Raw genomic sequence first — 22,023 nt, forward strand, 5'->3', positions numbered from 1 at the left:
GAATTCCCGTGGCTTGGAGCTGCTGCGCAAACCGCCGCGGGGCTGGTCAGCATGTTGGCCGCCGCCCCGGCAAAGCGCCATCGAAGCGGCGGGTAGTCGCCGCCCCGCCGATGGGTAGGGCCCCCGGGCTCACCCTGTGCAGGGCCAGGGCGGTTTGCATACGAAAATGGCGGCAATGCGAATCACGAGGAATGTCCACGCGCTGCCCGGGCCGGACGCGCAGCGCGCGCTGCTCGTCTCGCTGCTGGTGCATGGCCTGCTGCTGAGCCTGACCCTGGGCGGCCAGGGGCTGGGCCTGCCGGGCCTGGGCCTGCCCTGGCAGGATCGGCGCGCCGAGGTGCCCGAGCTGCGCGTGCGCCTCGCCCCTGCACCTGCCGTCGCGCCCTCGCCCCAAGCGCAGGCGCCAGCCCAGCCGCCAACCCAGCCGGCACCGCCCACGCTGCCGCCGCCTGAGCAGGCCGCCACGGCAAAGCTGGAACAGGCGGCGACCCAGGCACCCGCGCCAGCAGCGCTGCCGCCCACGGCCACGACCACGGCAGAGCTCAGCGCCCCGACCCTGAGCGCCGAGCCGTCCGCGGAGCTCAGCCCCGCCATCGCACCGAGCCCGGCGGTGATCGCGCTGCCGCGCGCCGACGCCGCCAGGTGGAATGTGCCGGTCCCGCCGGTGGCCGCATCCATGCCGGCGATGGCTGCCATGGCCAGCGCTTCGAGCCCGCAGGCCCGGCCCGCGCCTGCCACGCCTGCCGCGCCGACGCTGCCGTCGCGCGAGGCGGCAGCGTCCATGCAGCTGCGCGCGGACCTGCGCGCCTGGGAGCGCGCGCTGGAGCGCGCCGAGCTTGAGCGGGCCAGGCAGGAGGCGCGCCAGCAGGCCGAGCAGCAGGAGCAGGCGCGCCAGGACGTGGCGCGCATCGAGGCCGCGCGACTGGAGACCCTGCGACTGGAGAGCGAACGCCAGGAGGCCGCGCGCGCGGCGGCCAGGCAGGAGGCGGCCAGACAGGAGTTGGCGCGCCAGGCCGCGGCCAAGCAGGAGGCCGCGCGGCTCGAGGTGGCGCGCGTCGAGGCCACACGGCTGGAGGCCGAACGGCGCGAGGCACAGCGCGCCGAGGATGCCAGGCTGGAGGCGAGCAGGCAGGAGGCCGCACGGCAGGAGCTGGCCCGACAGGAGGAAGTACGGCAGGAGGGGGTGCGCGCCGCAGCCGCACGCCAGGAGGCCGAGCGCCAGGAAGCGGCGCGGCAGTCGGCCGCCCGGCAGGAGGCGGCACGTCAGGACGCTGCCCGGCAGGAAGCCGCACGCGCCGAGGCCGCCAAGCTGGCGGCCGCGCAGGCCGAGGTGGAGCAGCGCGAAGCGCGGCTCCGCGCCATCGGGCGCCAGCTGAACGAGGAGGCCGACCGGCGCGACGCGGCAGCGGCCGCGGCGCGTCAGTCGCCCACGCTGCCGGCCGCGGCCAGCAGCGTGCGCCGCGGGCGCCTGTTCGGGCGCAGCGACGCCAATGCCGAACTACTCATGTACGCGGAAGCCTGGGCCCGCAAGATCCAGTTCAACATGACGTTTGAACTGGTGCGCGAGGCGGTGAAGCAGCCCCACACCGACCCCATGGTGACGGTGGCGATACGCAGCGATGGCTCGGTGGAATCGGTGAGCTTCGTGCGTTCCAGCGGCGTGCCGGCCATCGACGAGGCGATCCGCCGCGTGGTGCAGAGCCAGGCCAACTACCCGGCCTTCCAGCCCGCGCTGGCGCGCGAATACGACGTCGTCGAGATCCGCCGCAGCTGGCACTTCGACATGGCGATCCGGCTGTACTGAGGCGCTCGCGGCGGGGGGTCGCAATCCGGCCGCTTAAACTAGCCCGCCGCAACCGCACACAGGCCATGAAAAGCAGCGCACGCAAGAATGCAACGACCACCACGGGCAAGCCGGGCAGCAAGGTGACCCTGGGCATGGTGGCCGAGGCCTGCGGCGTCTCGCCCAGCACGGTGTCGCGCATCCTCAACGGCACGGCGGTGGTGAGCCAGGAAAAGCGCGAGGCCGTCGATCGCGCGATTGCCGAGCTCGGCTTCATCCCCAACCCGATCGCGCGCGGCCTGGCCGGCGGGCGCACCCTGAGCGTAGGCGTGGTGACGCAGGCGATCGACAGCCCCTTCTACGGCGTAGCGCTGCGCGGCATCGAGGAAGAGCTCAGCCCGGCCGGCTACAGCCCCTTGTTCGTGAGCGGCCACTGGAACGCGCAGGAGGAGCAGCGCTGCATCGACGTGCTGCGCTCGCGCCGCGTGGACGGCATCATCGTGCTGACCGGCCGCCTCAGCGACGAGGCGTTGCGCAAGCTCGCCAAGGAGCTGCCGGTGGTGGTGACCGGCCGCAGCCTCAAGGCCAGCGGCCTCTATGCGCTGGACTTCAACGATTTCGAGGGCGCGCGCCTGGCCACCCACCACCTGCTCAGCCAGGGCCACCGCCAGATCGCCTTCATCGCCGGCGACCCGGTGCACCCCGACGCCCAGGAGCGCCTGCGCGGCTACCGCGCCGCGCTGGAGGCCGCCGGCGTGCCCTACAAGCCCAGCCTGGTGCTGCCCGGCAAGTTCCACGAGGAAAGCGGCCTGATGGCGGTGGAGCGGCTGATCGACAGCCGCGAACCCTTCACGGCCATCTTTGCCGCCAACGACCAGATGGCCTTCGGCGCTTCGCTGGCCCTGCACCGGCGCGGCCTGCGCGTGCCGGAGGATGTGTCGCTGGTGGGCTTCGACGATCTGGCCGGCGCCGCCCATTCGCTGCCGCCGCTCACCACCATCCACCAGGCCGCCCATGAGCTGGGCCGGCTGGCGGCGCAGTCCCTGCTGCAACTGCTGGCGGGCCAGAAGCCCAGCGGCAAGTTGCCCGAACCGCGCCTGATCGTGCGCTCGTCCACCCGGCCTCTCAAGTAGGCCCCGGCAATTACCCTCGATTGACATCGCGGCCGCTCGCCACTTATTATGAAAGCGCTTTCATAAACATCACATAACGACGGCGTCGACAGGCGCGGCGGAGACATCGGCATGCGGCTTGCGGCCCGGACCTTGGTTGGCATCTGTACGAGCGTGGGGCTGCTGGCCGGGCCGGCCGCGGCCCAGCAGAGCATCACCGTGGCCGCCTTCCCCGCCGTGGACGAGATCGTGCGCGCCGCCCTGCCGGCCTGGCAGCAGCTGCATCCGACGGTGGCGGTGAAGGTGGTGAGCCGCGAGCTCAACGACCACCACACCGCCATGACCACGGCGCTCTCCACCGCCGTCTACCTGCCCGATGTGATGGCGCTGGAGGTGGGCTATCTGGGCCGTTTTGCCCAGGGCGCCGGGCTGGAAGACCTGGCGCGCCCGCCCTATGAGCTGCGGCGCTACCAGTCGCGCTTCGTCCCCTATGCCTTCGAGCAGGCCAGCACGCCCGCCGGCGCGGTGCTGGCCGTGCCCACCGACATCGGCCCCGGCACCCTGCTCTACCGCCAGGACCTGCTCGCCAAGGCCGGCCTCGGCGAGGCCGATCTGACCGGCAGCTGGGAGGGCTATGTGGCCGCCGGCGTGAAGATCAAGGCCGCCACCGGCGCCTACCTGTTGGCCCATGCCCGCGACATGAAGGACATCCTGATACGCACCGGCATCCAGCCCGGCGAGGGCATGTACTTCGACAAGGACTCGCGCCCGCTGGTGACCACGCCGCGCTTCGTGCGCGCCTTCGAGCTCGCGCGTGCGGTGCGCCAGCAAAAGCTCGATGCGCGCGTGACCGCCTGGTCCTCCGACTGGAGCGAGGGCTTCAAACGCGGCGGCATCGCCACCCAGATGTCGGGGGCCTGGCTGGCCGGGCATCTGAACAACTGGTTGGCGCCCAGCACGCGCGGCCTGTGGCGCGCCGCGCAGCTGCCCGAGGGCGCCTTCGCGGCCTATGGCGGCACCTTCTTCGCCATCCCGCGCCTGGCCGATGCGGCCAACAAGCCGCTGGCCTGGCAGTTCATCCAGCTGATGACGCTGAACCGCGCGCGCCAGCTGGCGGCCTTCAAGTCGCAGGATGCCTTCCCGGCCCTGCTGGAGACCTATGACGACGCCTTCTTCGACGAGCCCCTGGCCTTCCTGGGTGGCCAGCGCGCGCGGCGCGACTGGCGCACCGCGGCCGGCCAGATCCGCGCGGTGCAGGTGCACAAGCAGGACGCTTTTGCACGCGAGGTGATCGATACCGAGCTCGACAAGGTGCTGGAGCGCGGCAAGGCCATCGATCGCGCCCTGGCCGACGCCCAACGCCTGCTGCTGCAACGCGCGCTGCGCTGAGACAACAAGACCATGAAGCACCTCCGCCTCTCCCCGCGCTGGGCGCCCTATGCCCTGCTGGCGCCCTTTCTGCTGCTGTTCCTGGTGTTCGGCCTGTTCCCGCTGGCCTTCTCGCTCTACCTCTCGTTCCAGAGCTGGGAGCCCACCAGCGGCCTGGCGGCGATGCACTACGTCGGCCTGGACAACTTCGCCTTCGCGCTGCGGGACGAGTGGTTCTGGAAATCGCTCGCCAACACCGGCTGGCTGGCGCTGGCCTCCGGCCTGCCCCAGCACCTGGTGGCGATCCCGCTGGCGAGCTTTCTGCACCTGGGCTTCAAGCGCTGGCGCAATGCCGTGGTGGGAGCCTACTTCCTGCCCTACATCACCTCCTCGGTGGCCATCGCCATCCTGTTCAGCTCGCTGTTCTCCACCGACTACGGCCTCATCAACCTGCTGCTGGCGCTGCTGCGCGAAGTGCCGCTGCTGGGCGCCCTGCTGCCGGCACAGGCGGTGGACTGGCTCAACGACCCAGACGCCCTCAAGCCCGCCATCTCGATGATCGTGTTCTGGCGCTATGTGGGCTTCAACGTGGTGCTCTATCTCGCCGCCCTGCAGACCATCCCGCCCGATCTCTACGAGGCCGCCACCATGGACGGCGCCGGCCGCCTGCAGCAGTTCTTCCACATCACCCTGCCCAGCATCCGGCCGATGATCTTCTTCGGCGTCACGCTGAGTGTGATCGGCGGCCTGCAACTGTTCGAGGAGCCCTTCATCCTCACCGGCGGCAAGGGCGGCTCCGACCAGGCCGGCATGACGGCCGCGGTCTATCTCTACCGCAATGCCTTCGACTTCAACGATTTCGGCGCCGCCAGCGCGATGTCCTGGCTGCTGTTCCTGGTGGTGGCCCTGCTCACCTGGCTGACCAACCGCGCCTTCCGCCCGCGCGCACGCTGAGCACGAGATGAGACGACAAGCCCAACACATGGCCCCCTGGGCCGCCTACTGTCTGGTCGGCCTCGGCACGCTCATCATGCTGGCGCCCTTCTACTTCATGTTCGTGTTCGCCACGCATTCGCGCAGCGAGATCTTCAGCCTGCCCCCACCGATGTGGTTCGGCGACGACCTGGCGAACAACCTGGCCATCCTCACCAAGCGCCTGCCGTTCTGGCGCAATTTGGGCTGGAGCCTTTATGTGGGCATCGCCTCCACGCTGCTGACCCTGCTGTTCTGCTCGATGGGCGGCTATGCCTTCGCGATGTTCGAGTTCCGTTTCAAGAAGGCCTTGTTCGCCATGGTGATGGGCACCATGCTGCTGCCCAGCTTCATGAACATGATCCCCAGCTTCATGATCATGGACCTGCTGGGCTGGATCGATCAGCCGCGCGCCCTCTACATCCCCGGCGCCGCCAGCGCCTTCGGCATCTTCCTGATGCGCCAGTTCGTCGGCAGCGCGATCCCGCGCGAGCTGGTGGAGGCGGCGCGCATGGATGGCTGCAGCGAGCTGGGCATCTACGCGCGCATCGTGCTGCCCCTGCTCAAGCCGGCGCTGGGCACGCTCGGGCTGATCACCTTCATCGCTTCCTGGAACAACTTCATCGGGCCGCTGGTGGTGATGCGCTCGCCCGATATGTACACCCTGCCGCTCGCCCTGCGCAGCCTGCAGAGCCCGGTGGACACCGAATGGGGCGCGCTGATGGCCGGCTCGGCCATCGCCACCCTGCCGCTCATCGTGCTCTTCGTGCTGTGCTCCAAACAACTCATCTCGGGCCTCACCGTGGGCGCCGTCAAGTAATGCAACACCTGCCAGACTCATCTTCCTCATCCTTCCCGCCCGGCTTCGTCTGGGGCGTGGCCACCAGCGCCTTCCAGATCGAGGGCGCCGCCAGCGCCGATGGCAAGGGCCCTTCCATCTGGGACAGCTTCTGCCGCCAGCCCGGCGCGATCGCCGACGCCAGCAACGGCGACATCGCCTGCGAGCATTACCAGCGCTGGGAGCAGGACCTGGACCTGATCGCCGGCCTGGGCGTGGACGCCTACCGCTTCTCGGTCTCCTGGCCGCGCGTACGCCCCAGCGGCAGCGGTGCCTGGAACGAGGCCGGCCTGGCCTTTTACGAGCGCCTGGTGGACGGCCTGCTGGCGCGCGGCATCAAGCCCTATCTGACGCTCAACCACTGGGACCTGCCGCAGGCGCTGCAGGACATCGGCGGCTGGGGCAGCCGCGAGACGGTGCAGCGCTTTGTCGAATACGCCTGCGGCATGGCCGCGCGCCTGGGCGACCGGGTGGTCTCGATCGCCACCCACAACGAACCCTGGGTGGTGGCGCAGCTGGGCCATGAAAGCGGCGTGTTCGCACCGGGCCTGAAGGACCGCAAGCTGGCCGCGCAGGTCTCTCACCACCTGCTGCTGAGCCACGGGCTGGCGCTGCAGGCGCTGCGCGCCCAGGGCTGCAAGGCCGAGCTGGGCATCGTGCTGAACCTCTCGCCCATGCACCCGGCCAGCGACGCGGCGGCCGACCGCGCCAAGGCCCGGCTGGAAGACGGCCGCCTGCTGCGCTGGTACATGGACCCGCTGTTCAAGGGCCGCTATCCGCAGGACGTGCTGGACGAGCTGGGCGGCGACGCACCCGCGGTGCAGCCCGGCGATATGCAGGCCATCACCGCGGCGATGGATTTCCTGGGCGTCAACTACTACTCGCGCTCGGTGGTCAGCGCGGGCCAGCCCTGGGACGTGCACAGCAGCGGCCGCGAGGTCACCGACATGGGCTGGGAGGTCTACCCCGAGGGCCTCACCGAGCTGCTGCTGCGCCTGCAGCGCGACTATCCGGTGCCGCCGCTGTTCGTGACCGAAAACGGCGGCGCCTTCAAGGATGTGCTGAGCGCCGACGGCCGCGTGCACGACGAGGGTCGCACCCGCTATATCGCGGCCCATATCGCCGCGGTGGCCGAGGCCATGCGCCAGGGCGTGCGCATGGGCGGCTATATGGTGTGGAGCCTGATGGACAACTTCGAATGGGCCTCGGGCTACGAGAAGCGCTTCGGCATCGTGCATGTGGATTACGCCAGCCAGCAGCGCACGCTCAAGGACAGCGCGCGCTGGTACCGCGAATTCCTGCAACAGCAGCGCGCAGTGCGCTGACAGCGAGGGCGATCAGATGGGACAAGTGACCCTGCGCGGCCTGCGCAAGCGCTACGAACAGAACGAAGTCATCCAGGGGCTGGACCTGGAGGTGCGCGATGGCGAGTTCATGGTCTTCGTCGGCCCATCGGGCTGCGGCAAGAGCACCACGCTGCGCATGATCGCAGGCCTGGAGGAGATCAGCGGCGGCGAGCTGCTGATCGACGGCCAGCGCGCCAACGAGCTGCGCCCGGCCGACCGCGGCGCCGCCATGGTGTTCCAGAGCTATGCGCTCTACCCGCACATGACGGTGGCCGAGAACATGGGCTTCGCGCTCAAGATGGCCGGCGTGGGCAAGGCCGAGCGCCAGCAACAGGTGGGCCGCAGCGCCGAGATCCTGCGCATCACCGAGCTGCTGGAGCGCTATCCCAAGGAACTCTCGGGCGGCCAGCGCCAGCGCGTGGCGATCGGCCGCGCCATCGTGCGCAAGCCCAAGGTGTTCCTGTTCGACGAGCCGCTTTCCAACCTCGACGCCGCGCTGCGCGTGGACATGCGCATCGAGCTGACGCGCCTGCACCGCGAGCTGGGAACGACGATGATTTACGTGACCCACGACCAGGTCGAGGCCATGACCATGGGCGACCGCATCGCCGTGTTCCGGCAGGGCCGCATCGAGCAGCTGGGCGCCCCGCTCACCCTCTACCAGCGCCCGGCCAACGAGTTCGTGGCCGGCTTCATCGGCGCGCCGCGCATCAACTTCGTGGATCGCCCCGGGGCCGGGGCCAGCGCGGCGCACCGGCAGCTCTGGGCGCTGCTGGGCGGCGCCGCCCAGCCGGACGCACAACGCCTGGGCCTGCGCCCCGAGCATCTGCGGCTCGCCGAGGGCGGCGTGCCCGCCAGCGTGGTGCTGGCCGAGCATCTGGGCGATGTCTCCATCGTGCACCTGCGCGTGGACGGCATCGCCGAACTGCTGACCGCCAAGCTGGCGGCCGGCGCGCCGGGCTTGCACAGCGGCGCTGCGGTCGGCCTCGCGGCCGCCGCCGGCCAGGCGCTGGGCTTTGATGCCCAGGGCCGCGGCCTGGACTGAAGAGAACCGGCGCCACGGCCATGTGGCGCGAATCACTCGCTAGGGTAAGTCTGGAGAAGGCGCGCAGCCGGACCAGTTAAATTTGAGAAAACGTGAAAGCGCTTTCAGGCATTTGAAGAAGCTGACCGACAACACATAAGGAGACCTATGAAAACCGCCCAGCAGCATCGCCAGCGGCCCGCCCGCGGCCGCCATGACGTTCAACCGGTGGCAGCAGCCTGCGCGCTGCTGTTCATCGCCGCCGGCGCCGCGCAGGCGCAGCAGGCCCAGCAGCCCGAACAGCTCGAGACCGTGGTGGTCACGGGTATCCGCCGCAGCATCGAGTCCTCGGTGGCGCTCAAGCGCGGCTCGGACTCCATCATCGAGGTGATCTCGGCCGAAGACCTGGGCAAGCTGCCTGATGCCAGCATCGCTGAATCGCTGGCACGCCTGCCCGGCCTGACCGGCCAGCGCGGCCCCGATGGGCGCGTCAACGTGATCTCGATCCGCGGCCTCTCGCCCGAGTTCTCCGGCGTGCTGCTGAACGGCCGCGAGATGGTCTCCAGCAACGACAGCCGTGCGGTGGAGTTCGACCAGTTCCCGGCCGAGCTGGTGAGCGGCGCCTCGGTCTACAAGACGCCCGACGGCACGCTGATCGGCCAGGGCCTCTCGGGCACGGTGGACATCCGCACGGTGCGGCCGCTGGACTCGCGCGGCCGCCAGATCGCCGTCAACCTGCGCGGCGAGCGCAACTCCAACGGCACCCTGGTGCCCGGCGTCGCCAGCCCCACCGGCACGCGCTTCAGCCTCTCCTATGTGGACCAGTTCGCCAACAACACCATCGGCGTGGCGGCCGGCTTCGCGCGCCTGGATTCCTCCAGCCAGACCAAGCAGACCGAGCTGGTGGAATATGGCGACTACACGCCCTTCGGCCTGCCGCTGAGCGGCAACAAGCCGGCCCAGGTGGGCGGCAACCAGGCCCTGCTGCCGATGTTCTGGACCGCCACCTCGTCCACCAAGAAGAATGTGCGCGACGGCCTGATGGTGGTGCTGGAATACAAGCCCAACGACAGCCTGCACAGCCAGCTGGACCTGTACTACTCCAAGTTCGACACCCATGAGGTGGGCGGCAAGTTCGCGCAGAGCCTGTTCGGCAACTGGTCGGCCGGCATCGCGCCCGCGCTCTCCAATGTGGGCACCACCCAGATCGGCCAGAACACCTACGCCACCAGCGCCACCACCTCGCAGCTGGTGGCCAATGTGGGCAACTTCGACACCAAGCGCACCGACAATATCGCGGCGCTGGGCTGGAACACCGAACTCAAGCTCTCCGATCACTGGAAGGGCGTGGCCGACCTGAGCTATTCGCGCGACAAGCGCAACGAGCGCTACACCGAGGCCTACGGCGGCCCCTACGACCATGCCGCCAAGCAATGGACCTATGGCGCCTACCAGTGGAACGTGCCCATCGACGGTAGCCCGCAGACCTTCACGCCGGTGCAGGCGGGCTATCTGTCGAATCCCTCCAAGATGGCCTTCGGCGACGTGCAAGGCATGGACTGGGTGCCCAACGAGGCCTGGATCGGCGCGGTGCGCCACCCCGAGATCAAGGACGAGATCAAGTCGCTGCGCCTCTCGCTGAAGCGCGACCTGGACGGCTTCTTCAGCGGCCTCACCGGCGGCGTCAACTACACCGAGCGCAGCAAGGACGTGGCCAAGAACGAGGACCGCATCCTGATGTCCAAGGACGCCGCGGGCAACTACATCCGCAGCATCCCCAGCGCGGTGGTGGGCACGCCCTTCGACATGAGCTGGGCCGGCATCCCCGAACTGCTGCGCGTGGACGTGCCGGCGCTGGTGCAGGGCGGCACGGTCTCGCTGGAGGAGGGGCAGTTCAGCAAATGGGTGGCCAACAACTCGAACGTGCGCGAGAAGGTCACCACCGCCTTCGGCAAGCTCGACATCGACAGCGAGTTCTTCGGCGTCTCGCTGCGCGGCAATGTCGGCGTGCAGGTGGCGCATGCGAAGCAGAACTCCGACGGCTGGGAATACCGCGGCAATGACGAGGCGCCGGATCCCACCCTGCTGTACAAGCGCAGCGGCGGCACCAGCTACACCGATGTGCTGCCAAGCCTCAACCTGGTGGCCGACTTCAGGAACAACTGGATCGCCCGCTTCGGCGCCGCCACCACCATCGTGCGGCCCAATATCGTCGACATGCGCGCCGGCACCAGCACGCCCTCGGTGATCGGCGACCTGGCCGGCACCCCGCATGCCGGCGAATGGACCACCGCCTATGCCGGCAACCCCGAACTCAAGCCCTGGCGCGCCACCGGCTTCGACCTCTCGGTGGAACGCTACTTCGGCAAGCGTAGCTATGTCTCGGTGGCGGCCTTCCGCAAGAACCTGCTGAGCTATATCTACAACCAGCTGACGGCGGTGGATGCCAGCGGCTTCCCACAGGTGGCGCCTCCCGGCGTGACGCCCAAGCCGATCGCACCGCTGATCCGCCCGGCCAATGGCTCGGGCGGCAAGGTGGAGGGTTATGAGTTCGCCGCCTCGCTGGAAGGTGCCCTGCTGCACCCGGCGCTGGAAGGCTTTGGCGTGGTATTCAGCGCCTCCAAGCTGAGCAGCTCGATCCGCGACCAGAACCCCGACCCGACCGTCAGCACCGAGCGCAACGTGCCGCTGAACGGCCTCTCGGGCCTGTCCAACAGCCTGACGCTTTACTACGAGAACCACGGCATCTCGGCCCGCATCAGCCAGCGCTACCGCTCGCCCTTCACGGCCACCACGCGCGACATCTTCCTGAACTCGACCACCCTGCAGCAGGCGGCTGACAAGGTGGCCGACCTGCAGCTGGGCTATGCCTTCGAGGATGGCAGCTACAAGGGGCTGTCGGTGCTGCTGCAGGTCAGCAATCTGTTCGACAAGCCCACCATGAACCGCAAGACGGTCGGCCCGAATGCCCCGGATGCCACGGCGCTCACGCCCAACTACATCCGCTACTTCGGCCGCGCCACCCTGCTGGGCGTGAACTACAAGTTCTGATCGGGCCACAATCGCCGCCATGGACAGCAACCCGCCCCTGCGCAACATCGTCATCGTCGGTGGAGGCACCGCCGGATGGATGACGGCCGCGGCATTCGCCAAGGCGCTGGGGCGGGCCTATTCGATCCGGCTGATCGAGTCCGACGAGATCGGCATCATCGGCGTCGGCGAGGCCTCCATTCCCAACCTCACCGAGTTCAACCGGGCGCTGGGCATCGACGAAGACGAGTTCCTGCGCGCCACGCGCGGCAGCTTCAAGCTGGGCATCGAGTTCGTCAACTGGGGCGCGCTGGGCGACCGCTACATCCACGGCTTCGGCAAGGTCGGCCAGATGGCCGACACCGTGCCCTTCCATCACTTCTGGCTGCGCATGGCGGCGCAGGGCAAGGCAGCGCCGCTGGGCGAGTACTCGATCAACACGGTGGCGCCGCGCCAGGCCAAGTTCATGCGCGCGCGCCACGACATGGCGGGCTCGCCGCTGGCCGAGATCGCCCATGCCTACCATTTCGATGCCGGCCTCTATGCACGCTTTCTGCGCGGCTTTGCCGAACAGCGCGGCGTGCAGCGCCTGGAGGGCAAGGTCACGCGAGTGGAGCAGTGCGACGGCGATGGCGGCATTGCCGCGATCGTGATGGAGAGTGGCGAACGCGTGGCCGGCGATTTCTTCATCGATTGCTCGGGCATGCGTGCCCTGCTGATCGAGCAGACCCTGCACGCCGGCTACGAGGACTGGTCGCACTGGCTGCCCTGCGATCGCGCCATCGCCGTGCCCTGCGAGTCGGTCAGCCCGCTGCTGCCGATGACGCGCTCCACCGCCCACGCGGCCGGCTGGCAATGGCGCATCCCGCTGCAGCACCGCATCGGCAATGGCCATGTCTACAGCAGCCGCTTCATGGACAAGGAAGAGGCCGAGGCCATCCTGCTGCGCAACCTCGATGGCGCGGCCACCGCCGCGCCGCGCCACCTGGCTTTTCGCACCGGCCGCGCCAAGACCTTCTGGGTGCGCAACTGCGTGGCGGTGGGCCTCGCCAGCGGCTTTCTGGAGCCGCTGGAATCCACCAGCATCCACCTCATCCACATGGCGGTGGCGCGCATCCTCGACTACTTCCCGCGCGCGGGTTTCGACGCCGCCGACATCGCCGAATACAACGCCGTTACTCGCGTGGAGTACGAGCGCATCCGCGACTTCCTGATCCTGCACTACAAGCTCACCCAGCGCGACGACTCCGAGTTCTGGAACTACTGCCGCAACATGCCCATCCCCGAGGGCCTGCAGCGCAAGCTGGACCTGTTCGCCAGCAATGGCCGCGTCTACCGCGACGGCGTGGAGCTGTTCACCGAGGTCAGCTGGCTGCAGGTGATGCTGGGCCAGCGCCTGCAGCCGCGCGGCTACCACCCCTTTGCCGACCTGCTGCCCGAGGCCGAGGTGCAGGCCTACCTGGACAACGTCCAGCGCGTGGTGGGCAAATGCGCCCAGGCCATGCCCACGCACGCCGAGTTCATCGCCAAGCATTGCGCCGCGCGGCTCGATTGAGAAACGCGTCCGCCGCCTCGCGCCGCGCCCGGCTTGCATGCGGGCGGTGGCCGTAGCAACATCGCCGACACCGCCGCCGCGCACCGGGCCTTGACGACGGCTGACGGGGGACTCGTGATGATGCACACCAGACGCAACTTCATCGGCTGCATGCTGATGGCTCTGGCTCCCTGGCGCGGGGCGACGGCCGCCGATGCCGCTACCTTGCCGACCGATTTTGCCGAGTTTGCCGGCGGGCTGGCGCAGCCGCGCGGCCTGCTGTTCGCGCCCGACGGCAGCCTCTATGTGGCTGAGCAGCTCAGCGGCGAGATCGCGCGCATCGGTGTCGACGGGCGCCTCACGCGCATCGCGCGCGGCTTTGAAAGCCCGCACGACCTCGAACTCGACGCCGCGGGCCATCTCTACGTGGCCGACACCGGCGCCGGCCGCATCGCCAAGATCGATCGCGCTGGCACGGTCTCGACCTTTGTCGATGAGCTCGAGTCGCCGGTCGATCTGGCGTTTGCGCCCAACGGCGAGCTCTGGGTCTGCGAGCTGACTGGCAAGGTGCGCGCCTTCGCCTCGGCCACGCGCTCGCGTACCGTCGTCGCCTTGAAGGGGCCGCATGGCCTGGCATTTGCGCGCAACGGCGACACCTTCATCAACGACTGGCGTGGCAACCAGGTCGTGCGGCTCGACGCCAAGGGCTTGCTGCACCCGTTTGCCGATCTCGCCGGCCCGGTGGGCCTGTCGTTCAGCCCGGCGGGCGAGCTGATCGTGGCGCAGCCGCAGGCGCGGCGCATCACCCGCATCGGCCCCGACGGCAGGCAGCAGCTGCTGGCCGAGGGTCTCAGGGAGCCGCGCGACCCGGTGTTCGACCGCCAGGGCCGACTCTACGTGGCCGAGACCATGGCGGGCCGGGTGCTGCGCCATGCGGGGCGCTGGTAGCGGGCCGCGCTACTTGGCGGCCTGGTACACGCGCACGTAATCGATCTCCATGCGCACCGGGAAGATGGCGTCGTCCACCGGCCCGCCCAGGTCGCCGCCGATGGCGATGTTGAGGATCAGGAACTGCGGCGCGTCGAAGGGCCATTGGGCCTTGCCGGTGCCTGCGTTCTTGTAGACGAAGTGGCTCTTGCCATCGATGCCGAAGCGCACCTGCTGGGGCGTCCAGTCCATCTGGTAGGTGTGGAAGGCGCTGCAGGCGTCGCCGACCTGGGTGGCCGCGCCCGCACCATTGCCGCCGCTGCCGGCGCTGGTGTGGGTGGTGCTGAAGACCTTGCTGGGCTCCTTGCCCACCTGCTCCATGATGTCCAGCTCGCCGGCGGCGGGCCATTCACCCTGGCTGCCGAGCATCCAGATCGCCGGCCAGGTGCCCTTGCCGCAGGGCAGCTTGGCACGGATCTCGAAGAAACCATAGGTCCACTCGGCCTTGCCGGCGGTGATCAGGCGCGCCGAGGTATAGGGCTGGCCGCCCCAGTCGGCCGCAGCGGAGAGCTGCTCCTTGCGCGCTGTGATGACCAGCTTGCCCTCGCGCTGCTCGGCATTCTCGGCGCGCGCGGCGCTGTAGTACTGCTGCTCGTGGTTGTGCCAGCCCTGCTTGTTCATGCCGGTGTCGTAGGCCCATTTGGCGGGGTCGGGCAGGCCGGCGGGTTCGAACTCATCGGACCAGACCAGGCGGTAGCCGGCCGGCACGGCCAGGGTTTCCGGTGCGGGTGCCGGTGCGGGGGCAGGCAGGGGCGCGGTGGCGCCGCCGGCACCGCCGCAGCCGCCCAGGCTCAGTGCCGCCAGCAGCGGGGTGCAGGCGCGGGCAAATCGTCGGTTCATGCGTAAGCTCTCCTGTGGCTAGTGTCGTGTCGTCAACGGCGCGCGCGCCGCTCCAGCAGCTGCTCGGCGTCGGCCAGCGCCTGGCGTATCGGCTTGGCGCGGTTCAGCACCTTGTCGAGTTCGGTCTGCACCACTTCCTCGGCAAACTGGTTCTGCTTGTGCACGCGCGCGGCGCTGATGCGGCGCGCCGCCTCGCGCCAGAGCCGGCGCGCCGGCTGCCCGCCCAGAAATGGCAGGGGCTCGCTGAAGAAGGCATCCTCGTGCGTGGCCAGCAGGGCCGGGAAGGCGTCGTAGGCCTTGAAGGCCTGCAGCTGCAGCTGCGGGTCCAGCGTCATCAGGCGGATGAAGTCCCAGGCCAGCGCCTTGCGCGCCGGCGCGGCGTGGCGCGGCATCGCGTAGAAGGCCCCGCCATAGGCGGCGCTGGCGCCCTCGGGCAGCGGCGCGGCACGCCACAGGCCCCGCGTGCCGGGGGCAATGAAGCTGTTCAGCTGCCCCGCCAGCCAGGCGCCCGAGAGCTCGGTGGCGAGGCGGCCGCGCTTGAAGCCCTCGGCCCAGTCGTTGGACCAGGCCGGCACGCGCGCGTCCAGCCCCTGCCGGCGCGCCTCCCTTGCCACCTCGAAGGCCCGCTCGAAGCGCGGCGAGTTCACCAGCACGCGCGAGTCGGTATCGAAGTACAGGCCCTCGCCCGGCCGCAGGCCGCTGCGGATCAGGATGTCCTTGATCTCCTGCACATGGGCGATCAGGTAGGCGCCGGTGCGTGCCTTGATGCGCGCGCCGGCGGCCACGTAATGCTCCCAGGAGCGCGTGAGATCGTCTTCGGCGAGCGCCGCGCGGCTCAGGATGTCCTGCCGGTACAGCAGGGTGCCGGGCCCGATATCGGCCGGCATGGCCACCACCGCGCCGTTGCGCGCGACCGCCTGTTCATAGGCATAGGGCACCAGGCGCGCACGAAAGCGCTCGACCTCGTAGGGCGGCTGGCGCAGATCCTCCAGCCCGCCGCCCTGGGCGAAGCGGCCGACGAAGCTCGACTCCAACGCCATCACGTCCGGCAGGGCCACCGCGGTGGAGAGCGCCGTGGTCATGGCGGTGTGGTGGTCGCTGTACTGGCGGCTCAGCACGCGCAGCTCCACCTCGGGATGCAGGCGCTGCCAGGCCGGCGTGGCGGCGCGGGCGATTTCGTCCACCAGCGGAAAGGCGGCCACCGTGAGCACGGCGCGCGCGCCCGCGCGCACCGGCAGGGCCGCGGCGAGGCCCGCCCCCAGCAAGGTGCGGCGCCGTGTCATCGTGCCAGGCCGTAGCTGGCGATGGCGCGCGGCGGCAACTCCGCCACGCAGGCCAGCTCGTCGATGCACAGCACAAAGCGCAGCGCCGCCTCGCTCCGGTTCAGCACCACCAGGGCCAGCTCGCCATCCGCGTTGAGTGCCGCCGTGCACTCCAGATCCTGCTTGCTGGCCGCGCACAGCAGGCGCTGCGCGCCGGGCCTGATGAAGCGCGCGAAATGGCCCAGGTAATGGTAGGAACTCTGCGGCATCAGCAGCCCGCAGCTGCGATCCGCCAGCATCGGCGCGCTGCAGAGATTGCCCACATGGTTGGGGCCGCCGGTCTCGTCCAGCAGCAGGTTCCAATCGATCCAACCCACCGTCCAGCGGTTCAGGTCATTGATGATGTTGCGCGCATAGCGCTCGCCCAGCGCCCAGGAACCCAGGTGCGGGCCGCCCTCCTGGCAGCCCTCGGTGAAGAGCAGCTGCTTGTCGGGCCAGGCGTCGTGCACCAGCCGCACATGGTCGAATGCGTCCTCGCCATACCAGTGGAAACCGCAACCCCAGACATAGCGCGCCGCCTGCGCGTCTTCGTAGACGGTGTCGGCACGCTGCACCATCTGGTCGCGGTTGTGGTCCCAGATGACGATCTTCACCTCGCCCAGGCCGGCGGCATGCAGCGCCGGGCCGAGATGGTCGCGCACGAAGTCGCGCTCCTCGGCGGCGCTGTAGATGCAGGAGTCCCAGCGCTGCGTGGCGTCGGGCTCGTTCTGCACCGTCACGCCCCAGACCGGCACGCCCTCGGCCGCATAGGCCTGGATGAAGCGCACATAGCATTGCGCCCAGGCGGCGGCGTATTGCGGCAGCAGCTTGCCGCCCTGGTTCATCTGGCCGTTGCTCTTCATCCAGGCCGGCGGGCTCCAGGGCGAGACCAGCAGCTTGATGGGCTGCGCCGCCACCGCCTGCGCCGCCTTGATCATGGGCAACAGGGCGCGCCGGTCGCGCTCGATCGAGAAATGCTGCAAGGCCGCATCGCCGGGCACCTCGGCATGCGCATAGTTACCCAGCGCGAAGTCGCAGCTGTTCATGTGCACGCGGCAGAGCGTGTAGCCATGGCCCTGCGCCGCATCGAAGTAAGCGTGCAGCAGGCGTTCCGCCTCGGCCCATGGCAGCTGTTGCCAAGTCACGGCGGCGGCCTCGGTGAAGGCGCCGCCAAAGCCCTCGATGCGCTGGAAGCGCTTGTGGCTGTTCACCATCAGCTGCGGCAGGCCGCGGGCGGCCTCGGCCAGATCCGCTGCCGGCCGCAAGGCCAGCGACGGTTGCGGCGCCAGCTGCAGCGCCGCGCTGCTGCCCTGGCCGAGGGCGCTGAGCACGCAGCGCAAGTCGCCGGTGCGGGAGGGGGGCATGAAACTCATGGGCAGGTGGGCCGCGCTGCCGCGGCATGGGTGGCAAGAGGACGCTTTTGGTTTTATGAAAGCGCTTTCTTTTTTTCAGGATAGGGCCTCGTCGGCCCGCGGTCAATGAGAAAAGCACGGCCCGCGTGGCGCGCCCGGCGGGGCGCCGGGTAAACCATTGCTTGATGCCTGAAAGCGCTTTCATTAACATCGCGGACATGGCAAACACGGTCTCCACCCTCACCTACCCGCGGCTGCTCGGCGATATCGGCGGCACCAATGCCCGCCTGGCCTGGGCGCATGAGGCGGGTGCGCCGCTGTCCGACATCGCCAGCTACCGCTGCGCCGAGCATGGTTCGCTGGCGGCGGCCATCCAGCGCTATCTGTCGGACCATGGCAAGCAGCAGGGCCCGCGTGCCTGCGCCATCGGCATCGCCAATCCGGTCACCGGCGACGAGGTCAGGATGACCAACCACCATTGGTCCTTCTCGATCGCCTCCCTGAAGAAGGAACTGGCGGTGAACCGGCTGGCGGTGGTGAACGACTTCACGGCGCTGGCCCTCTCCCTGCCGGCCCTGGGCCCCGACGAACTGCTGCCCCTGGGCCCGGGCGCGGCGATTGCCGACGAGGCCATGGCCGTGCTGGGGCCGGGCACCGGCCTGGGGGTATCGGGGCTGCTGCCCGCGCCCGGCGGCGGCTACCTGCCGGTGGCGGGCGAAGGCGGGCACAGCACGCTGGCGGCCAACGACGCGCAGGAGGCCGCGGTGATCGAGTGGCTGCGCGGGCGCTTCGGCCATGTCTCGGCCGAGCGCGTGCTGTCCGGCCCGGGCCTGGTGAATCTCTACGAGGCGGCGGCCGGCCTGGCGGGCCAGGCCGCGCTGACGCTCACGCCGGCCGAGATCGTGGACGGTGCACGCCACAGCGGCGACCCGCTGTGCCGCCTCGCCATCGAGCTGTTCTGCCGCTTCCTCGGCAGCTTTGCCGGCAATGTGGCGCTGACGCTGGGCGCGCGCGGGGGCGTCTACATCGGCGGCGGCATCGCACCGCGCCTGCTGCCCGAGCTGCGCGCCTCGCGCTTCCGCGAGCGCTTCGAGGGCAAGGGACGCTTCCAGGCCTATCTGGCGCAGATCCCCTGCTGGCTGATCAACGCCGAGGTCTCGCCGGCCCTGATCGGCGCCTCGCGCGCGCTGGACATCGAGCGCTTCTGCGCGCGCGCCTGAGCCTCGCTCAGCGCTGGCCCGCCGACGCCCGGCCTTGGCGCCTTGCATACCAGGCGGGCCGCTCGGGCTGCGGCCGCGGGCCGATCAGCTGCACGCACTGGGCCTCGATCTCGCCCAGCAGCCGCGCCAGGAAGGCAACGAAATCCTGCGTGGCCTCGTCGCGCCGCGCATCCGGCCGCAGCAGCGCGCTGAAGGGTGGCGCGTCGGGGCTGTCCCAGTCCAGCAGCACCGGCTGCAGCAGGCCGTCGCGCACATGGTGCCAGACCGACAGGTCCGCAAAGCGGCCCACGCCCTGGCCGTGCAGCACCGCCTGCAGCGCGTCGTCGCGGCTCTCGCAGGTCAGCCAGCCGCGCACCGCCACCTCCTCGACCTCTTCGCCGCGGCGGTGGCGCCACAGATCCAGCACCGTGCCCTCGGGCGAGCGCACCAGCACGCAGTCGTGCTGCGCCAGTTCGGCGGGCCGCACCGGCACCGCATGGGTGCGCCAATAGGCCGGGCTGGCGCAGACGATCAGCCGGCTTTGTGCCAGCGGGCGCTTCACCAGGTCCAGCGCGCCGGGCCAGCCCAGCGCGATCAGCACGTCGAGGCCGCGCGCCTCGGCATCGGTGACGGTCAGCTGGTCCACCGTGCGCAGCTCGATCTGCACATGCGGGTGCTTGTCGCGGTAGCCCGGCAGCGCCGGGATCAGCAGCGCGCGCGCCAGCAGGGCCGGCGCACCGACCACCAGGGTGCGCGCCCGCACCGGGCCGGCGGCCGCGCGGTCGGCCTCGGCCAGCTGGGCCAGCAGTGGCGCGCAGGCTTCGCGGTAGGCCGCGCCCTGTGGCGTGAGCGCCAGGCCGCGCGTGCTGCGCTCCAGCAGCCGGACGCCCAGCTCGCGCTCCAGCGCCCCCACCAGCTTGGTGACCGCCGGCACACTGAGCTCGAAACGCCGCGCGGCCGCCGAGAAACTGCCCTCCTCGGCGGCCGCGATGAAGTACTGAAGGGCGCGCAGCTTGTCCATGCTTTAACCATTGGTTCAAACCCATTGTGCCGCGGCGGCGCTTTCTGCTTTGCCCATGCCTGCCTACAGTCCGAGCCATCGCCCCTCCTTCCCATCTCGCTGCCCACGCACCGATCGGAGCAAGCCATGCCCTCACTGCTGCAGATCACCCTCCTCGCCGCCTGCTGCCTGCTGGGCCCGGCCGGGCAGGCGCATGCCACCGAAGCCGGCGCCGCCAATGCCGGCAAGGCCTTGCGCCTGCTCGTGCCCCTGCCGGCCGGAGGCCCGAGCGACTTCATCGCGCGCCAGGCCGCCCAGCATCTGTCGGAAGCGCTGGGCCAGACCGTGATCGTGGAGAACAAGCCCAGCGGCAACGGCCTGCTGGCCGCCCGCGAGGTGGCCGCCGCCGGGCCGGAGGGCCAGACCCTGCTGTATGCCCCCGGCTCGATGATCGCCACGCCCCTGCTCGCCAAGGGCTCGGGCTTCGACTGGGTGCAGGAGCTCGCGCCGCTCGGCAAGATCGGCCGTGTGCCCTTCGGGCTGGCCGTGCATCCGGCGCTGCCCGCGACCACGGTCGCCGAGCTGGCCACGCATGCGCGCAGCCAGCCGGGCCGGCTGAATGTGGCGACCAGCACGCCCAGCGAGATCATGGCGGCGGCGCAGTTCATGCAGGCCGCCGGCGTGGAGCTGACGCGCGTGCCCTACCGCGGCGCCACACAGGCATTGCCGGATCTGCTGGCCGGCCGCGTGCAGCTGATGTTCGGCCCGCTCGCCGCGCTGCAGGCGCAGGTCAGGGCCGGGGCGCTGCGCCTGCTGGCGGTGCTCGGCCCGGAGCGCAGCGCCGCCTTCCCCGAGGTGCCGACCATGCGCGAAGCCGGCTTCGCGGCCGTGGCGGTGCCCACCTGGCAGGCCTTGTACGTGTCGGCGCGCGTAGCCGGCACACGCCAGCAGCAGCTCGCCCGTGCCCTCGCCACGGTGGCGGCGCGGCCGGACATGCGTGCCGAGCTGGACAAGCGCCTGCTGGCCGTCGAGACCGGCTCGCCGCAGGAGCTCGCGGCCACCATCGCGCAGGACCTGGGCAGCTGGGCGGCGCTGATCGAGGCCTACAAGCTGACGGCGGATTGACGCGGCCTTCACGCACCCGGGTCGGCGATGCGGCTGCTGTTCTGCTCCACCGGCGGCGCCGGCCATCTCCAGCCGCTGCGCCCGCTCGCGCTGGCGCTGCAGCGCCAGGGCCACGCCGTCGGCTGGGTCAGCGCACCCGATGCCCTGCAAATGCTCGCCGGCCAGGGCATCGCGCTGTTCCCGGCCGGCCTGGACTTCGAGACCAGCCGGCGCCAGTTCCACGCCCAGCACCCCGAGCTGCTCGAGCTCGAGGCTGAGCAGCGCTCGGCGCAGACCTTTCCGCGCCTCTTTGGCGGCAGCCTGGCACCGACGATGCTGGCGGGCGTGAACGCGGCGATCGCGCAATGGCGGCCCGAGCTGATGGTGCTGGAACCGGCGGCCCTGGCCGGACCGCTGGCCTGCGCCCTGCATGGCCTGCGCTACCTCACCCACGGCTATGGCCTGCCGCTGCCACCCGCCTACCTGGAGGCGGCAACGAAGTGCTTCGCGCCCAGCTGGGCGGCGCATGGCCTGGCCGCGCCGGCCGCGGGCGGCCTGTACCGACATGGCTACATCGACATCGCCCCGCCCAGCCTGCAGCCGCCAGGCCACGCCGGCCCGCCGGCCCCGCGCCGGCTGGCGCTGAACCCCTACGCGCCGCGCGCCGCTGCGGGCCCGGCGCTGCCCGAGGCGCTGCAGCGCGCGCTGCAGGCCGGCAGGCGGCCGCGCGTCTATCTCAGCTTCGGCACCGTCTTCAACCGGCAGCCCGCCCTGGTGGCGGCCGCGCATGCGCTGCTGGGTCTGGGTGCCGAACTCGTCGTCACCGTTGGCGCGAATGGCGATCCCCAGCGCTTCGCCCCCCACCTGCCGCGGCTGCATGTGCACCGCTTCATCGATCAAGCCGCCCTGCTGCCCTGCTGCGACGCGGTGGTCTCGCACGGCGGCGCTGGCACCCTGCTGGGGGCGGCCGCGCATGGCTTGCCCCAGCTCGTGCTGCCCCAGGGTGCGGACCATTTCCGCAACGCGCGCGCCCTGGCCGCGGCCGGCGCCGGCCTGGTGGTGGCGCCGGCGGCGCAGACGGCCGACGGCCTGCGTGCCGCGGCGCGGCAGCTGTTCGCCGGCGGCCCATACGCCGCCGCGGCCCGGCGCCTGGCGGCCGAGATGGCCGCGATGCCGGGCGCCGACGCACTGGCCAGCGCCCTGGCCGACGGCACGGCCCTGGCCTAACCCGGT

General features: G+C 70.4%; 17 protein-coding genes. 13 read left to right on the forward strand and 4 right to left on the reverse strand.

Annotated features, from left to right (window positions below; all coding sequences use genetic code 11):
• Positions 1 to 175 precede the first annotated feature (175 nt).
• From AC3WQY_RS11725 to AC3WQY_RS11770, 10 genes are all read left to right on the forward strand, one after another.
• A complete protein-coding gene (locus AC3WQY_RS11725; protein ID WP_492708520.1) occupies positions 176 to 1,804 on the forward strand; it encodes a TonB C-terminal domain-containing protein in 1,629 nt (542 codons plus the stop codon).
• Positions 1,805 to 1,869: 65 nt separating this feature from the next.
• Complete coding sequence (locus tag AC3WQY_RS11730) at positions 1,870 to 2,916, forward strand: LacI family DNA-binding transcriptional regulator (RefSeq protein ID WP_492708522.1); 1,047 nt, start codon at positions 1,870 to 1,872, stop codon at positions 2,914 to 2,916.
• 111 nt (positions 2,917 to 3,027) lie between these two features.
• Complete coding sequence (locus AC3WQY_RS11735; protein WP_492708524.1) at positions 3,028 to 4,284, forward strand: ABC transporter substrate-binding protein; 1,257 nt, start codon at positions 3,028 to 3,030, stop codon at positions 4,282 to 4,284.
• 12 nt (positions 4,285 to 4,296) lie between these two features.
• Positions 4,297 to 5,217 carry a carbohydrate ABC transporter permease gene (locus AC3WQY_RS11740; protein ID WP_492708526.1) on the forward strand — a complete coding sequence of 307 codons (921 nt, stop codon included), beginning with the start codon at positions 4,297 to 4,299 and terminating at the stop codon, positions 5,215 to 5,217.
• 7 nt (positions 5,218 to 5,224) lie between these two features.
• A complete protein-coding gene (locus AC3WQY_RS11745) occupies positions 5,225 to 6,055 on the forward strand; it encodes a carbohydrate ABC transporter permease (RefSeq protein ID WP_492708528.1) in 831 nt (276 codons plus the stop codon).
• The gene (locus AC3WQY_RS11750) at positions 6,055 to 7,398 is read left to right on the forward strand and encodes a GH1 family beta-glucosidase (RefSeq protein ID WP_492708530.1); all 1,344 of its coding nucleotides are present in this window, start codon (positions 6,055 to 6,057) and stop codon (positions 7,396 to 7,398) included. Before AC3WQY_RS11745 ends, AC3WQY_RS11750 begins: the two co-directional genes overlap by 1 nt.
• 16 nt (positions 7,399 to 7,414) lie before the next feature.
• Positions 7,415 to 8,464: an ABC transporter ATP-binding protein gene (locus tag AC3WQY_RS11755; protein WP_492708532.1), complete on the forward strand. Its 1,050-nt coding sequence runs from the start codon at positions 7,415 to 7,417 to the stop codon at positions 8,462 to 8,464.
• 147 nt (positions 8,465 to 8,611) lie between these two features.
• Complete coding sequence (locus AC3WQY_RS11760; protein ID WP_492708534.1) at positions 8,612 to 11,494, forward strand: TonB-dependent receptor; 2,883 nt, start codon at positions 8,612 to 8,614, stop codon at positions 11,492 to 11,494.
• A gap of 19 nt (positions 11,495 to 11,513) precedes the next feature.
• The gene (locus tag AC3WQY_RS11765; RefSeq protein ID WP_492708536.1) at positions 11,514 to 13,028 is read left to right on the forward strand and encodes a tryptophan halogenase family protein; all 1,515 of its coding nucleotides are present in this window, start codon (positions 11,514 to 11,516) and stop codon (positions 13,026 to 13,028) included.
• A 117-nt stretch (positions 13,029 to 13,145) separates the two neighbouring features.
• A complete protein-coding gene (locus tag AC3WQY_RS11770) occupies positions 13,146 to 13,955 on the forward strand; it encodes a Vgb family protein (RefSeq protein ID WP_492708538.1) in 810 nt (269 codons plus the stop codon).
• 9 nt (positions 13,956 to 13,964) lie between these two features.
• Here AC3WQY_RS11770 and AC3WQY_RS11775 read toward each other — a convergent pair whose 3' ends face one another.
• From AC3WQY_RS11775 to AC3WQY_RS11785, 3 genes are read right to left on the reverse strand one after another with little or no spacing between them, the layout of a single operon-like run.
• Positions 13,965 to 14,834: a glycoside hydrolase family 16 protein gene (locus tag AC3WQY_RS11775; RefSeq protein WP_492708540.1), complete on the reverse strand. Its 870-nt coding sequence runs from the start codon at positions 14,832 to 14,834 to the stop codon at positions 13,965 to 13,967.
• Positions 14,835 to 14,866: 32 nt separating this feature from the next.
• The gene (locus AC3WQY_RS11780; protein ID WP_492708542.1) at positions 14,867 to 16,117 is read right to left on the reverse strand and encodes an extracellular solute-binding protein; all 1,251 of its coding nucleotides are present in this window, start codon (positions 16,115 to 16,117) and stop codon (positions 14,867 to 14,869) included.
• Entirely contained in the window at positions 16,114 to 17,499 is a 1,386-nt protein-coding gene (locus tag AC3WQY_RS11785; RefSeq protein WP_492708544.1) for a glycoside hydrolase family 30 protein, read from the reverse strand. The genes AC3WQY_RS11780 and AC3WQY_RS11785 overlap by 4 nt, the downstream gene beginning before the upstream one ends.
• Positions 17,500 to 17,705: 206 nt before the next feature.
• On the opposite strand from AC3WQY_RS11785, the gene AC3WQY_RS11790 reads away from it, so the two are divergent.
• Entirely contained in the window at positions 17,706 to 18,707 is a 1,002-nt protein-coding gene (locus AC3WQY_RS11790; RefSeq protein ID WP_285235350.1) for a glucokinase, read from the forward strand.
• A 7-nt stretch (positions 18,708 to 18,714) separates the two neighbouring features.
• Here the strand turns inward: AC3WQY_RS11790 and AC3WQY_RS11795 are convergent, their stop codons facing one another.
• Positions 18,715 to 19,707, reverse strand: a complete 993-nt coding sequence (locus AC3WQY_RS11795; protein ID WP_492708546.1) for a LysR family transcriptional regulator — start codon at positions 19,705 to 19,707, stop codon at positions 18,715 to 18,717.
• A 126-nt stretch (positions 19,708 to 19,833) separates the two neighbouring features.
• Here AC3WQY_RS11795 and AC3WQY_RS11800 point away from each other — a divergent pair, with 126 nt between their 5' ends.
• Positions 19,834 to 20,811, forward strand: coding sequence for a Bug family tripartite tricarboxylate transporter substrate binding protein (locus AC3WQY_RS11800; protein WP_492708548.1), 978 nt, complete (start codon positions 19,834 to 19,836; stop codon positions 20,809 to 20,811).
• A 27-nt stretch (positions 20,812 to 20,838) separates the two neighbouring features.
• Positions 20,839 to 22,017 (forward strand): glycosyltransferase, encoded by a 1,179-nt coding sequence (locus tag AC3WQY_RS11805; RefSeq protein ID WP_492708550.1) that lies wholly within the window; start codon positions 20,839 to 20,841, stop codon positions 22,015 to 22,017.
• The last annotated feature ends 6 nt before the right edge of the window (positions 22,018 to 22,023 follow it).

The organism is Roseateles sp. FW301-B2 (genome assembly GCF_058788955.1).